Source organism: Mycobacterium sp. NTMscope_Eco_3, assembly GCF_976985685.1.
In genome coordinates this window covers 2,589,203-2,602,393 of sequence record NZ_CDRJYZ010000001.1, presented here as the reverse complement: position 1 = coordinate 2,602,393, position 13,191 = coordinate 2,589,203, and the positions used below count along the sequence as shown (strand labels likewise).

The window sequence follows — 13,191 nt, the reverse complement described above, 5'->3', positions numbered from 1 at the left end:
GTGGCGCGCTGTTCTATCCGCTCACCTTGCGCGGGTCGGGGAAGCCCATCTTGAGGTAGCCGGGTGCTCGTTTCTTTAGCGATGAGGCGATGACGGGAGTGAGTTCGTCGTGGTAGTCGTGCACGGTTGCGGTGGTCTTCGAGGGGTAGGGACGGGTGACGCGACCGATGTATTGCACCAGGCGATTCTTGAAGGTGATTGGCGCGGCCAGGAACAGTGTGTCGAGAGCGCGGCAGTCGAAGCCTTCCCCGATGAACGAACTGGTGCCGACGATGAGGAGTGGATCCGAATCGGGCGTGTGGTTGGCAAGTTGGTCGGCGATCTGGCGGCGTTCGCGAGCCTTCATGCCGCCGCTGAGCACGGTGACAGTTTTTCCGGCGGTACGTAGTCGATCAGTGATGGCGTTGAGGTGCTCGACCCATGTGGTGAGCACCAGGATGTTGGCGCCGGTTTCGGCGGCGGTCAGGACGTCGGCCACGATTTGGTCGAGTCGTGCGTGATCGGCGACGAGAGCTCGATAGATTTCGGCCATTCCACCGGGTGCGGCGGGGTCGGCGTCGCCGCGGTAACGGAATTTGGTCGGGTGCAGGTGCAGAACTGGGTGGGGCGTAAAGAGGTCGGAGCTGTCGACCGGAAGTTGTCCAGTACCCGACTGGTCGATCGCTACGTGGTGTGATCCGAGTTGGTGATAGATCAGGTCTTCGAGCCCGTCGCGGCGTTCCGGGGTGGCGGTCAGGCCGAGCCAGTACCGCGCGGCCATGCGGCTCAGGACGCCGAAGAATGCGTTCGCTGCGACGTGGTGGCATTCGTCCACGATTACGAATCCGTAGTTGGCGGTGATTTCCTCGACGTTGTCGCGGCGGGCAAGCGTTGGCAGTAAGGCGATATCAAGAATGCCTGTGGTTTTCGATCGCCCACCGCCGATTTGACCGCACTTGAAACTGAGGTGGCTGCTGATCCGGTCGCGCCATTGGTCGGCCAGGGCTTTGCGATCGACGAGGACCAGAGTGGAGGTGGACCGCGATTCGATTGCCGCGCAGGCTATCACCGTCTTGCCGGTACCCGGTGGTGCGACAAGGACGCTGGTGTCTTGTTCGAGGAGTTGGCGCAGTGCGCTGGTCTGCGCGGTGCGCAACGGCGTACCGCAGGTGAAGTTATGGTTTTGTCCGGCGACGCGTTTATCGTCAATGCGTAGCGTGCTGTCGGCCGATTCGACGAGTTCAGTGAGCAGCGGATGGAGGCCGCGCGGCAGGACGAGATCACCTTCAGCGGTTTCGTCGTAGCTGTAGAGGAACCGCGGTGTGTCCCAAGTGCTGCGGCGAGCACGTTGGCGGGCATCGAATTCCGGATTGCGAATCGACGCGGCATGTTTAATAGCCGAGATCATTGCTGGGCCAAGATCGTTAGCAGTCAAAGTGAGTCGTGAAGTGAACTCGGCGCGCACGATTGCCGCCGGCCGCGGGATGATCCGCGACGACGTCGGCAGCTGCAAACGCCGGACGCGATGGCCGATCTGCGGCTCGGGAAGTTGACGCGCCAACGCGATCACTTCTTTGGTGGACAATCTGGCGATGCTTGACAGGTATGCCCACTGATCCTCGTAGGGCTCAAGGGTAGCGGGATCGAGGAAGACGGTGGTGCCGTGTTGACGGCGCTTACCGTTCATGGGTGCGGCAATCAGATTGCCCACCCCTCGCCCGGTGTGTACGTCCTGGGACGGGAACAAGCGGTCATAACTACTCAGATGCATGCTGCCACGCAGGCGAAATGCCTCACTGAGCAGACTTGTCGCGATGCTGCGGGCGACCGACGCCGAGATCGCATGAGCAAAGAAGATCCACACGTGAGCTCCGCGCCCGGATTGTGATACCTCCAGCGCAGCCGGAATACCATAGGACCGAGCCGCTTTCATGTACGCGAGCGCGTCGAGCATCGCGGCTTCCTTATCGAAATCGGCCGCGACCCACCAGCAGGTGTCGTCATCGCTGAGTGGATATAGGCCGATATGTGTTTCGCCTCGCAGGTGGGCATCAACGACCTCGGGGGTCAGTGGTAGGTAAGGCGCGTCGGCCCGGTTCATACCCTTGCGCCAATATCCTTTGATCGCCGGCATCCAACCTGAACGGCCATCTCGACGATTTTCCCAGCGCAGCGCGTAAACATCGGTGCGACAACGGAACAAATCGAAGAAGAACCGCACCTTATGAGCGGAGCTGGAGCCCATGGTCACCGGTGAGGCCGGCGCACCCGTCAGCGTCGCCTGGTCACTGGAGGCCGCGCGTGCCTGTTCCTCACTCAATTGAAGGAGATGACGCAAACGCGCGTTGTCGGCACGCAGCGTGTCTAACTCACCGGGGAAACTCTCGACACCGCTAACGGCCAACTCCTTTGTGCAGCATACTCTTCGGCGGAAGGGTCTACTGCCGCCAGCGCTCCCCGAGCGCTTTCGCCGCTGTGGATACCTTCATGACCAGACGACGCTCGCGGTTCGTGACGGGGACGAAATGGTAGTGCTCGTAGAAGGATTGCGCCTCGTCGTCTATAGCATCAACGACGATGAGCCGGCCGCCGCCGATTTCCGATGCGGCGACGGCTTTGCCCAGTGCGTCCAGAAGCAGTTGCTCGCCATATCCCTGACCCCGCAGCGACGTGTCGATCGCCAGGCGGGCAATCAAGTATCCGGGTACGCGGGAATAGCCACCGGCCATGGATCCCGAGACGCCGTCGTCGTTGCGTACTACTTCGGTGGGGCAGATGGCGAAATAGGCACTGACTTTCGGTTCGCCGAGCGGGGTCCACACGTAGACGTGCGCGACCCCGCTGCTGTCCGCGCGACGGGCATGGGCGATGAGCCAGGTATTCAGCGACTCCTTACCGCAGTCGAACCCTTCCAGCGTGTGGGCGTCAGCGAGTCGGGCGGACTCGAACACTGTTCAACGCCTTGTGAAGACCGCTGGTTTGCGTGCTGCTGCCGCCAGCCGCGGCGCATCGTCGGCAGCATCCAGCGAGGACATCAGTTTGTCGAACTGTTCGGGCTCCATTGCCGTTACCAGCTCTTGGCGCAGGATGTCTTCGGCCCGTTGCATCGCAGCTTTCCGCACGAACTCCGAGGTCTGCTCATGGACAAGGTTGGCGGCGCGCTGGATGCGGTCCAAGGTCGCTTGCTCCGCGCGAAGCTCGATGCGCTTCGTTTTGACTGCCACAGCGACATCCTTCCCCTCAAGCTATCTCTGCCTGCACTGTCGACTAGCTGATTGTACGGCGGATGTACGTACAGGGCTAGCCACGGCTGCGATCGGCACTGGGGACCACCCAAGGACCACACGCGATGCGCGATGCCGAACGGCCTGCACGTCCATTAACTTGAAGCTCGATGCGATGGCGGCGGAAACCGCCGGCGACCTCGGAAAACGCGCTACCCCACTTCCTGGGGGTCAAGTGGTTGCAGGTTCAAATCCTGTCAGCCCGACACAGGTCTACGAATGGGAGCGCGGCGGGCGCGTCGAACGCCTCGCCCGCGGCGGCCACTGGCCGCGATGAGAGCATGGGCCGGATGATCACCCACACCTGCATGGGCTGCGGCCTCAAAACCCGCTACTCCTACGGGCGCAACTGCGTGGGCTGCGGGCTAGAGACCCGCTGCTCGTACTACGGGGATTGGCCGGATCGGTATCAGCAGGCCGCGGTCGCGCTTGCGGCGCCCGCGAGGATCGTCAGCCTGGGCGAGAAGCATCCGACGGCCGCGTTGACGTTGGGGGTGCCCGGCTCGCTCATCGCCATGGCCGCGGTCGCCGCGTATCCGATGGTGTTCGTGCCGTTGCTGTTCCTGCTGGCCGTGGCTTTGGTGGCGTCCTTCCGCTACGAGGAAGGCCGAAACCCCTCCAAGTAGCAGCGGCCAAACTCAACCCAGTCAGTCCTCACGGTCCGGCTCGGTGAGTTCCGGCGCGTTCTCGCGGGTCGCCATGCCACCTTCGTGGCCGTGGTCCGCGGGACCGGGACGGCCGCCCTTCGGCTCGTCGTCATCTTTTTCCGAGTGCTTGCCCATCGCAATCTCCTTCGTCGACCGAAGGACTACCCGCAACGGCGCAATTTGAAGACCTACGGTGCCTTCCGGAGGTCGGCGAGCGAACGCTTGAGCCCGCCGTCCATCCGGATCTGCACGCCCGCCACCGCCACCATGATCGCCGCGGTTACCAGGTGCACCACCGCGTCGGTGACGTTGTTGGGAAAGGTGAACACGAACGCGACCCGATGGGAGAAGAAGGCCCAAATGCCCGGCAGTGCACCGGCTATCGCTGCCAGCAGCAGATACAACACCGACCACGACTTGCGCATCGCGAAGACCAGGCCGGGAGCGAACAACGCGAGGCCGGCGACGGCGTGCCAGCCGTTGTAGTCCATTCCGAACAGCTGGACCGTCGGTGCGGTGGGCCCGATCGCGAAGCTGGGATTCATGATGAAGCCGATCACCGCCTGAATGACGTGGAAAACGCAAATGATCAGCAGCCCGACCTGGGCGAAACTCCACCTCACATGGCACCCCCTTGTGCGCGGCAAGATGCCCGAATACTACGCGCTGTAGTAGCTCCTGGCAATGGGGCGCTGGAATCGGGGAACGTCAGTTCCGCCCGGGAATCTTCATCACCGTCCGCACGATGGGCAGCAGCGACTTCTGCCAGAGGGTCGACGGAATGCCAAGCGGCGGATCAAGATTGAACACGCGCGCGGTCGCGATCGTCTGAGATTCGGTGTACTTCAACAGGCCCTCGGGACCGTGGCGGCGCCCGACGCCGGACTGGCCCATCCCGCCCATCGGTGCGCCGAGGCTGCCCCACGCGAACGCATAACCCTCGTTGACGTTCACGGTCCCCGACCGCAGCCGGGCGGCGATTTGCTGGCCTTCCGCGGACGAGCCCGCCCATACGCTGGCGTTCAGCCCGTACTCGGTGGCGTTGGCCTTCTCGACGGCCTCATCCACGTCGGCCACCGGATAGATCGACACGACCGGCCCGAACGTCTCGTTGGCCGCGCATTCCATCTCCGGCGTGACGTCGGTCAGCACCGTGGGCTCGTAGAACAGCGGCCCAACGTCCGGTCGGGCCTTGCCGCCGGCAATCACCTTGGCGCCCTTGGCTTTCGCGTCGTCCACATGGTCCGTCACGGTGTCCAGCTGACCCGCGGAGATCAGACTTCCCATGTCGATCGAGAAGTCATACGCGGAGCCCAGCTTCATGTTGCGCACCGCGGCGCCGAACTTGCCGATGAAATCGTCGGCGATGTCCTTCTCGACGTAGATCCGCTCGATGGAGATGCACAACTGGCCCGCGTTCGAGAAGCACGCGCGGGTGGCCGCCTTGGCGGCCTTGTCGAGGTTGGCGCCGCGCGTGACGATCATCGCGTTCTTGCCCCCGAGTTCGGCGGAGAAGCCGATCAGCCGGCGGCCCGCGTGCTCCGCGAGTTGCCTGCCGGTGGCGGTCGAGCCGGTGAACATCAGGTAGTCGCAGTTGTCGATGATCGCGGTGCCGACCACCGAGCCCGGCCCGGGCACGATCGCGTAGAGCGCCCGCGGCAGGCCGGCCTCATAGAGCAGTTCGGCGCACGCGAGCGCGCAATACGGGGTCTGGCTGTCCGGCTTGAGCACCACCGCGTTACCGGCCAGCAGCGCGGGCACCGAGTCCGACGCCGTCAGGGTCATCGGGTAGTTCCAGGGCGAAATCACCCCGACCACGCCCTTGGGTTGATAACCCACCGTGGTCTTGCCGATTCCCGGGAGCAGCGCCTGCACCGTGCGCTGCTTCAGCAGGTCCGCCGAGACCCGCGCGTAGTAATTCGCGTTCGCCACCAGGTCGACGATCTCCTCCTGCGCGGCCCACCGGGCCTTGCCCGCCTCGGCCTGCAGCAGATCCATCAGGAACTCGCGGTTCTCGACGACCAGGTCGCGATACCGGCTGATGACATCGATGCGCTCGCTGACCGGGCGGTTCGCCCAGTCGGCCTGCGCCGCGCGCGCGTCGCCGAACGCGGCTTCGACGTCTTCGGCCGTGCCGATGGGGATGGTGGTCAGCGGCTTACCGGTGAAGACCTCGTCGATCGTCTTGGTCTGGCGTGCGGTGGCGTCCTTGATCGTGGCCAACTGGCGCAGGCGGTCGAAGACCTCGGCTGACGGTGCGGGCATGTCGTCACCTCTCAAAAGCGCAGGCGTCCAAAACACCAGACTATTGGCTCTGCGATGTCAGGCGTGTCCGGTGCCCGTGGGCTCGTTTCGAGCGGCTATCACCGTGAGGAAGGCGCTGATGAGTCCGAAGGGTCGGAGAAGTCATGTAGCCTCAGGTATCGACCAACCCACGAGCCGATCAGGCAGGTGCTCTCACACAGATGATACGGCCGTCCACCGGACCGGTAGGTCCCGGACGCGTCGCCGTGCCGCCCCATACCCGCGGGCCGGTTTTCTAGATCGAGAAGTTCGCCGCTTATCTGACCTCGCGTCGATCCTCGCCACTCGCGCGTAAACCATCCACAAGATCGGACGTGACCCCCTTTGCCGCGGTTCGTAAACCCGCCCTGTCCGCATGCCTCCGTTCAGCCCGAATCTCACTGATTCCATGGCGATTACCGAAGTACCTGAATACGCCCACCTGAGCGATGAAGACCTCGAGAACTTCGCGGCCGCACTGGACACCATCCGTTGCGACGTCGAAAGTTCGCGCGGCGCCAAGGACCGTGACTACATCCGGCGGGCCATCGCCTTTCAGCGATGCCTGGAGGTCGCGGCCAGACTGACCCTCATCGGCAGCAAAAAGAAGACCGGATGGGCTGTCGGAACCGCAGCGCTCGCGGCGGCCAAGTGCATCGAGAACATGGAACTCAGCCACAACATCAGCCACGGTCAGTGGGATTGGATGAACGATCCGGAAATCCACTCCAGTACCTGGGAATGGGACATGGTCGGTCCCTCGAAGCATTGGCAGTCCTCTCACAACCACCTGCACCACGTGTACACCAACGTCGTGGGCATGGACGACGACCTCGGATTCGGAGTCCTGCGGGTCACGCGCGATCAGGAGTGGGAGCCGAGCGCCCTGGCGCAGCCGTTGCGCGCGGTGTTGCTGGCGCTGGCATTCGAATGGGGCGTCGCGCTGCATGGCCTGTACGCGGTGCGGGATCGCGAGACAACAGAGGCCGGTAGATCTGCCCACAAACGGGTGATGATCCGCAAGATGGCTCGCCAGGCCGCTAAGGATTATGTCTTCTTTCCTGCGCTGGGCCGACGGCGATGGCGCCGCACACTCGGCGCGAACGTGGTGGCCAACGGGTTACGCAACGTGTGGGCGTACGCGGTCATCGTCTGCGGTCACTTCGCTGACGGCGCGGAAAAGTTCACCCCGTCGGTCGTGGAGAACGAGACGAAACCCGAATGGTATCTCCGGCAGATGCTCGGGACCGCCAACTTCCGAGCCGGTCCGGCGTTGGCGTTCATGAGCGGAAACCTCTGCTATCAAATCGAACACCATCTCTTTCCCGATCTGCCGAGCAATCGTTACCCCGAGATCGCCCAACGGGTACGCGCGCTGTGCGTCACATACGACTTGCCCTACACCACCGGTCCGCTGCTCCGGCAGTACCTGCTCACCGTCCGCACAATCTGCAAATTGGCGCTGCCCGACCGATTTTTGTCCGCGACCGCCGACGACGCGCCAGAGACAGCATCCGAGCATAGATTTCGTGACGCCGCGGGCCGGCCGCAAGTAGCAATCGCGGACGATGACGCGAGGCGACGCGGGTTGGCGACGGCGATGCTCACCCGCAGTAGACGAGGCCAGCCGAGGGGCCGGACCGCCTAGCGCGCCGAGCAGACGCAGTACAAGGCGCGGCTTTTGGATTGGCGCGCCGCGTATCTCGACGGACGCACGAACCCCGGGGCCGAGAAACAGCATCGCCCGGCCCCTGGGCCGTGTGAATAGCGTTCAGCCCCAGGGGTTTTGTGCTCCACCGCTAGACGGCGGTCACTCCCACCGCCTGGGGGCCTTTAGGCCCCTGGCTGATCTCGAACTGGACGCGCTGATTCTCCTCGAGGGTGCGGAAGCCGCTTTCCTGGATCTCAGAATGGTGGACAAATACATCCTTTTCACCGCCGTCAGGGGCGATAAATCCGAAGCCCTTCTCGCTGTTGAACCATTTCACAGTTCCCTGTGTCATACGAACTTCGCTTTCTTTCGGAGCGGATGTATTTAGCTACATCCGGGTCAACCGTAACACAATCCAGCGACAAAATAGCGGGCGTTAATTGCCGGGCATACGGGGGCCCTGTGGCATGCAATCACGCATGGCCGGGGCGGTATCGAGGAAGATCGTCGCCTCAGCGCTTCTTGGTGACCAGCAGGGGTTCCGCCTGCGAGATCTCGGCGGCCTTGCCGCGCTTCGCGGCGCGTTTCTCTTTCAGGGATTTACCCGATTTCTTACCCATGGTTTGCCGGGGAGATTTATCAGACATCGCGGCCCTTTGATTTGGGGGCCTGGCAGGTCCCGGTTTAACCGAGCGTACACCCCTCCTGCGCGCCCGGGCCTCCGCCACTAAAGCGGCTGCCAACTAATCCGACCTAAATTTCCACATCAAAATAAGTCGCGCCGCCCGCAACATGCATAACCGGTGAAAATGCACCGCGAAATCAGGATAAATCAGGTTTCAGTCGATCCGGCGCTGATGCGTGATGTGGCCGACATGGGCTACGCGCGGGCGTCCACTTTTTCCCCGCTGATCATCAGGCTCGCGACGGTCAAGCTGTTGTTCGGGCCGGCCGCGGTCATCATGACGGCGTGCGCATGGTGTTCATCAGTGTGCGGTGAAACCACCAGGAGGGTGATTCTCTGGCGATTGAGCCCGAGCACCTCGACGGTGTGGACCGGCTGGCGGTGGTACCCGTCGAGCCGTACCGTCTGCGGACCGAACGCCAATTTCGCTGGTGCCGTTGCCCATTCGGCGAGGTTGTAGATGACACGACCCACCGGACCAAGCCGAACCGATAGCACCGCGAGCAGATCTGGCAGCTCCGCCGTCAGGTCGTCACTGTGCGGCCACCACGCTCCATCGACATACCCGCTGCGGGGCGACTTCGGTTTCAGGCGCAGGCGCGGTGTGTGTAGCGGCGGGGCGTGCCGGCCCCCGGCATTGGTGTGGTCGTCATGCGGCGCCATAGTGACGCTCCCGTCTTGGCCGCCAAGCGGGCCAATCATTCGAATCGACGATGACATGGCTTTGAATCGTCACGTTCGAGGTATCGCCGATGGTCTTACCCTACTCCGGTCGTGTCCGAACGCGAGCGCGAATCGTCATTGCCACCGGCTCGCGAGGCGCTCTCACCGTCGCCGTGGCGCAAACATGCTGTGGCACAGCGGATTTCAGCGTGAATACGATGCCCGGAGTTCCGGTTTGCGGCTGCCTCAGCGGATCGAAACCAGTTGGTCGATCGAGTCGCGGGGCAATTCGCCGTCCACCAGGGCGCTGACCACCAGCCGATCCAGCGTGATCGCGCCTTTGTGGTTATCCAGGAAGGCCGTGTCGGCCGCGTCGCGACCGGTGGCTATGCGCACCAGTGCCTGTCGTGGCGCCAGCAGCGTCGCGTCGACCACCCGCCATTGCCCCTCGACGAAAGCTTCGGCGACCGCGTGGAAGTCCATCGGATTCACGCCCGGCGCGTAGACGGATACCAAGCGGGCCGGCACGCTGACCGCTCGCAGGAGTGCCACGACCAGATGCGCGTAGTCACGGCACACACCTTCGCCGGCGAGCAGGGTATCCACCGCCCCGTCAATCGGATCGCTCGAGCCGGGTACATAGTTGAGTCTGGTGCCCACCCAGGAACTGACGTGCTCCAGCAGGGCCGTCGAATCGCGGTCGTTGCCGAATTCTGTAGCGGCGAAACCATAAAACTTGTCGGCCTCGGCGTAACGACTCGGCCGCAGGTACATCGACTGGTCGTATTCGGTCACCGGAGCCGGATCGGTGTGCCCCACGATCGTCGCTGCGTAGTCCACGCGCAGCGTGCCGACCTGCGCGTCGAATTTATGGATGCGGTTGCCGTGCAATCCGCTGACCTCCAAGGGCCAGATTCGCTCTCCGTTCAAGACGAAGCGCAGCGACTCGAAGACCTCGGCATGCGGGTGCGGCGCTACGGCAATCTGGAACTCCAGCGTCGTGGCCGCGGTGATTTCGACTTCAATCTCGGCGCCCACTTCTCGTCTCATAGCGAGATAGTGCGCCCGACCCGACCAGATCGCCAGCCGGGCGCCGGCGCGGATGACGCAGCGGCGGTCGGCAGCGAGGCGATCGTCGGCGGTTGAGCGTTTCTACAAACGGGTAGTGGCATAAACGGTGCACAGCCAAGATCAGTTCGATGCGATAGCCCGAGAAATGGTCCAAGGGGTCTCGGGCGTCTGTTGCGTGCTTCTTGATCGCGACCTGCGGATCCGGGCGGCGAGTCGAGGCTACGAGCGCGTGGCGCTGCGGGAACACGGCGAGTTGTCCGGGCAATACCTGTTTGACGCATTCCCCGACAACCCCAAGGATCCGCAGGCGAATGGGACGTCGAACCTTGCGTCGTCCCTGGAAATCGCGATGCGCAGCGGTCACACCCACAAGATGCGGCTGCAACGCTACGACATTCCGGACCCCGCCGCGCCCGACGAATTCCTGCCCAAGGTGTGGAGCCCCACCAACTCGCCGCTGCTCGACCACGGCGAGCTGGTGGGGGTGGTGCACTCCGTGAAGGAAGTCTCCCAAAGCCGGCAGCTCCTTGCCGAGGTGGCACGCGAGGTCGAGCACGGTGACTCCTGGGATCCGGCCGAGCTGCTGCACACATTCGAGGCGGTCAGCGCCGTCGAAGCCCGCCTTCACCTCCAACGCCAGCAGTCGCTGGCTCTCGAGAACAAGCAACTGCTGCGCGCGATCGAGACCCGGGACGTGATCGGGCAGGCCAAGGGCGTGCTGATGGAACGATTCAATATCGACGCCGAACGCGCGTTCGACCTGTTGACCCGGCTGTCGCAGGAGACGAACACCCGGGTCGAGCCGATCGCTCGCAAGCTGGTCCAGACGAAACGCCCGCCGCGTTCGGGCTGAGCCGTCGGCGCGGCCCGACGCACTCGTGGCTCAGACGATGTGCAGGCCCTGGGCCAGCTGTGACACCCCGACCACCGTGAAGAGGATGACCAGGATCTGGCGGTGATAGGTGCGCACCCAGTCGTGCAGCACCCGCAGCAGGGATTGGGTCTTTGCCGGCGTCGCCACATAGCCCACGAGGATCACCTCGACGACGGCGTACATCAGGGCGATGAACGCGACGGAGGCGCCGATCTGCGCGGTGAGCGACGCGCCCGACGCCGCGATGATCGCGACAATGAAGAGGACGCCGTCGACCGGCACCGAGATCAGGCCGATCACCCACGCGACCCACGACGACCCGCTCTCCCATGCGTCGTGGATGCGGCCGAGCAGGCGCCGGAAGGGAGAGCCGTCGTCGCTCGAGACGTCTTGTACGCGGGTCAGCAGCCGTGGCATGGCGATGGGGGCCCCCGAGGCCGACGACGGTGCCGACGATCGGTCGTCCGGGGAGAGTTGCGCCGTCCGCGCGCGCGTCACGAAGCGCACCGTTATCGCCGCCGCAATCGACAGCCCGATCACGCCGAGGCCGATTTGAACTTTCCCGAGGGTCGCCCCCGTGGAAGGAGAAGACGAACCATGCGCAACGTGGCCGAACAAGGGGGTGAAGTTCAGCAGCATCAGGGGGAGCACGAGCTCGGGCACGCATACCGTCAACCCGCCGACCCAGTAGGCGAGCAGGCTCGGTCCCGGCCGTGGCCGCGAGATCATCAGGAGGGCGAGCCCGAGACGAACCGGGTTGAGCGCAGCCAGGATTCCCAAGCCCAGCACTGACCCCCACATGGCCGCAGCTCTACCCGCGCCCGTCGACGCTTAAACGCCGACGGGACGATCCCGGCCCGGCTCCCCGAGGCCGCCGTCCGCCCAAGCTATGAACCGGCTGTGCGTGCTCAATGTTGATCTTGGTCAACGGATTCGGCGAAGCCGGCGGGCGGCCGTGAGATCAATCACAAGCAGCCCGCGCGCGGGTTGTCCGGTCCCGCCGGCCGTCAGGGCTCGGCGAATCGGGACCCGGATGTAGCCAGCGGCGGGTGCGCTTCGCCAACCACGAAACGCAGAGCACCTCTCGTTGAACCAACGCCGCGGCAAACCGACTCACGACAGCTACGGCGAAGCAAGGTCGCGCCATGTCGATCGTCATGCCGTCGGTATCGGCTTAGCAAGCGTCCGTACGTTTTTGCACGGTGGGGGCGAGCGGTCCGGTCGGCCGGGCATCGATGTCATGCTCCGAACGCTTGCGCCGTGAATATGCTGCTGAGCGCGTGATTGGGAACGCACTTGCGGCAGCATAATCGGATATTTCACGGCGTGCGCCGTCGCGTCGAGCGGACCGACGGGCCGGAAGGCAAATATTTTGCGATTGCGTAAGCGATGTCCGGGTCTGCACGCCGGCAAATCCAGTACTTTCGATAGGGGTGTGTGAAAGGAGGTCCTATGACACACATGTCGCGGCGATGTCGTCGGCAACGGCGCTCACCGTTGTTTTGCTGGACAGCGAGACACGAGTGCAACAATGGCCGCTGTTAATGTCTTACGTAAGAACGCAATTCAAATGTTTCGAACCGCGCGGTCGGGGTACACCGCGAGCGTGAATGGCGACATTGACGGTCGTAGGGCCACCCCGGGTAGGGGGTCTGCCATGGCCGTCATGGCTCAGTTGCCACCGCGTCCAAACTCACGGGCGCCGCGTTCGACCGCATCCGCCGGTCGAGATACTGAACGAGCCTGACGGCTTAATCCTTAAGTGCTGCACGGACGTTCGTGTGGCCTGGCGCGCTTTGGAGTTTTCGTTTCGGTGTTAGGGGGTCCATCCAATGCAGCTCAATCCGTTCGATGACGACGGCGGCAGTTTTTTCGTCCTAGTCAATAACGAAGAACAGCACAGCCTTTGGCCAACTTTCACTACCGTTCCCGCCGGTTGGAGAGTAGTTTTTGGGGAAGCCGACCGCGCCGCATGCCTGCACTACATCGATGAACACTGGCCCGATATCCGGGCGAAAAGCCTCCGCGACACGCCGACCCGCGCCGGTTTGTGA

The 13,191-nt window shown here is 63.6% G+C and carries 15 protein-coding genes; 4 read left to right on the top strand and 11 right to left on the bottom strand.

Annotated elements, in window-relative coordinates; translation table 11 throughout:
- Window positions 1–13: 13 nt before the first annotated feature.
- From AC0KTM_RS11870 to AC0KTM_RS11860, 3 genes are all read right to left on the bottom strand, one after another.
- The gene (locus tag AC0KTM_RS11870) at window positions 14–2,299 is read right to left on the bottom strand and encodes a DEAD/DEAH box helicase (RefSeq protein ID WP_225341144.1); all 2,286 of its coding nucleotides are present in this window, start codon (window positions 2,297–2,299) and stop codon (window positions 14–16) included.
- A gap of 118 nt (window positions 2,300–2,417) precedes the next feature.
- A complete protein-coding gene (locus AC0KTM_RS11865) occupies window positions 2,418–2,930 on the bottom strand; it encodes a GNAT family N-acetyltransferase (RefSeq protein WP_238955962.1) in 513 nt (170 codons plus the stop codon).
- A gap of 3 nt (window positions 2,931–2,933) precedes the next feature.
- Window positions 2,934–3,203 carry a type II toxin-antitoxin system TacA family antitoxin gene (locus AC0KTM_RS11860; protein ID WP_023869322.1) on the bottom strand — a complete coding sequence of 90 codons (270 nt, stop codon included), beginning with the start codon at window positions 3,201–3,203 and terminating at the stop codon, window positions 2,934–2,936.
- Between the two features lie 341 nt (window positions 3,204–3,544).
- On the opposite strand from AC0KTM_RS11860, the gene AC0KTM_RS11855 reads away from it, so the two are divergent.
- Window positions 3,545–3,889 (top strand): hypothetical protein, encoded by a 345-nt coding sequence (locus AC0KTM_RS11855; RefSeq protein ID WP_308193056.1) that lies wholly within the window; start codon window positions 3,545–3,547, stop codon window positions 3,887–3,889.
- A gap of 21 nt (window positions 3,890–3,910) precedes the next feature.
- Here AC0KTM_RS11855 and AC0KTM_RS11850 read toward each other — a convergent pair whose 3' ends face one another.
- From AC0KTM_RS11850 to AC0KTM_RS11840, 3 genes are all read right to left on the bottom strand, one after another.
- Window positions 3,911–4,045 carry a hypothetical protein gene (locus AC0KTM_RS11850; protein ID WP_008257331.1) on the bottom strand — a complete coding sequence of 45 codons (135 nt, stop codon included), beginning with the start codon at window positions 4,043–4,045 and terminating at the stop codon, window positions 3,911–3,913.
- Between the two features lie 53 nt (window positions 4,046–4,098).
- Complete coding sequence (locus AC0KTM_RS11845) at window positions 4,099–4,533, bottom strand: DUF4383 domain-containing protein (protein WP_225328524.1); 435 nt, start codon at window positions 4,531–4,533, stop codon at window positions 4,099–4,101.
- Between the two features lie 85 nt (window positions 4,534–4,618).
- A complete protein-coding gene (locus AC0KTM_RS11840; protein WP_472415578.1) occupies window positions 4,619–6,175 on the bottom strand; it encodes a succinic semialdehyde dehydrogenase in 1,557 nt (518 codons plus the stop codon).
- A 427-nt stretch (window positions 6,176–6,602) separates the two neighbouring features.
- On the opposite strand from AC0KTM_RS11840, the gene AC0KTM_RS11835 reads away from it, so the two are divergent.
- Window positions 6,603–7,841 (top strand): fatty acid desaturase family protein, encoded by a 1,239-nt coding sequence (locus AC0KTM_RS11835; protein WP_472415577.1) that lies wholly within the window; start codon window positions 6,603–6,605, stop codon window positions 7,839–7,841.
- Between the two features lie 151 nt (window positions 7,842–7,992).
- Here the strand turns inward: AC0KTM_RS11835 and AC0KTM_RS11830 are convergent, their stop codons facing one another.
- The 4 genes from AC0KTM_RS11830 to AC0KTM_RS11815 form a co-directional block, all read right to left on the bottom strand.
- Window positions 7,993–8,196 carry a cold-shock protein gene (locus AC0KTM_RS11830; RefSeq protein ID WP_225328527.1) on the bottom strand — a complete coding sequence of 68 codons (204 nt, stop codon included), beginning with the start codon at window positions 8,194–8,196 and terminating at the stop codon, window positions 7,993–7,995.
- A gap of 160 nt (window positions 8,197–8,356) precedes the next feature.
- Window positions 8,357–8,491 (bottom strand): hypothetical protein, encoded by a 135-nt coding sequence (locus tag AC0KTM_RS11825; RefSeq protein ID WP_255641019.1) that lies wholly within the window; start codon window positions 8,489–8,491, stop codon window positions 8,357–8,359.
- A 233-nt stretch (window positions 8,492–8,724) separates the two neighbouring features.
- Window positions 8,725–9,192: a DUF5994 family protein gene (locus AC0KTM_RS11820; RefSeq protein WP_472415576.1), complete on the bottom strand. Its 468-nt coding sequence runs from the start codon at window positions 9,190–9,192 to the stop codon at window positions 8,725–8,727.
- Window positions 9,193–9,438: 246 nt separating this feature from the next.
- Complete coding sequence (locus AC0KTM_RS11815; RefSeq protein ID WP_225328529.1) at window positions 9,439–10,230, bottom strand: transglutaminase-like domain-containing protein; 792 nt, start codon at window positions 10,228–10,230, stop codon at window positions 9,439–9,441.
- Between the two features lie 139 nt (window positions 10,231–10,369).
- On the opposite strand from AC0KTM_RS11815, the gene AC0KTM_RS11810 reads away from it, so the two are divergent.
- Window positions 10,370–11,116, top strand: a complete 747-nt coding sequence (locus AC0KTM_RS11810) for an ANTAR domain-containing protein (protein WP_225328530.1) — start codon at window positions 10,370–10,372, stop codon at window positions 11,114–11,116.
- A 30-nt stretch (window positions 11,117–11,146) separates the two neighbouring features.
- Here AC0KTM_RS11810 and AC0KTM_RS11805 read toward each other — a convergent pair whose 3' ends face one another.
- Window positions 11,147–11,938, bottom strand: a complete 792-nt coding sequence (locus tag AC0KTM_RS11805; protein WP_472415575.1) for a GAP family protein — start codon at window positions 11,936–11,938, stop codon at window positions 11,147–11,149.
- Window positions 11,939–12,969: 1,031 nt separating this feature from the next.
- Between AC0KTM_RS11805 and AC0KTM_RS11800 the strand changes: the two genes are divergently transcribed.
- Window positions 12,970–13,191 carry an MbtH family protein gene (locus AC0KTM_RS11800; protein ID WP_225328532.1) on the top strand — a complete coding sequence of 74 codons (222 nt, stop codon included), beginning with the start codon at window positions 12,970–12,972 and terminating at the stop codon, window positions 13,189–13,191.

Coding starts and splice junctions, on each gene's coding strand:
- AC0KTM_RS11855 (WP_308193056.1), top strand. CDS start 3,545: ATGGGCCGGATGATCACCCACACCTGCATGGGCTGCGGCCTCAAAACC.
- AC0KTM_RS11850 (WP_008257331.1), bottom strand. CDS start 4,045: ATGGGCAAGCACTCGGAAAAAGATGACGACGAGCCGAAGGGCGGCCGT.
- AC0KTM_RS11840 (WP_472415578.1), bottom strand. CDS start 6,175: ATGCCCGCACCGTCAGCCGAGGTCTTCGACCGCCTGCGCCAGTTGGCC.
- AC0KTM_RS11835 (WP_472415577.1), top strand. CDS start 6,603: ATGGCGATTACCGAAGTACCTGAATACGCCCACCTGAGCGATGAAGAC.
- AC0KTM_RS11830 (WP_225328527.1), bottom strand. CDS start 8,196: ATGACACAGGGAACTGTGAAATGGTTCAACAGCGAGAAGGGCTTCGGA.
- AC0KTM_RS11825 (WP_255641019.1), bottom strand. CDS start 8,491: ATGTCTGATAAATCTCCCCGGCAAACCATGGGTAAGAAATCGGGTAAA.
- AC0KTM_RS11820 (WP_472415576.1), bottom strand. CDS start 9,192: ATGGCGCCGCATGACGACCACACCAATGCCGGGGGCCGGCACGCCCCG.
- AC0KTM_RS11805 (WP_472415575.1), bottom strand. CDS start 11,938: ATGTGGGGGTCAGTGCTGGGCTTGGGAATCCTGGCTGCGCTCAACCCG.
- AC0KTM_RS11800 (WP_225328532.1), top strand. CDS start 12,970: ATGCAGCTCAATCCGTTCGATGACGACGGCGGCAGTTTTTTCGTCCTA.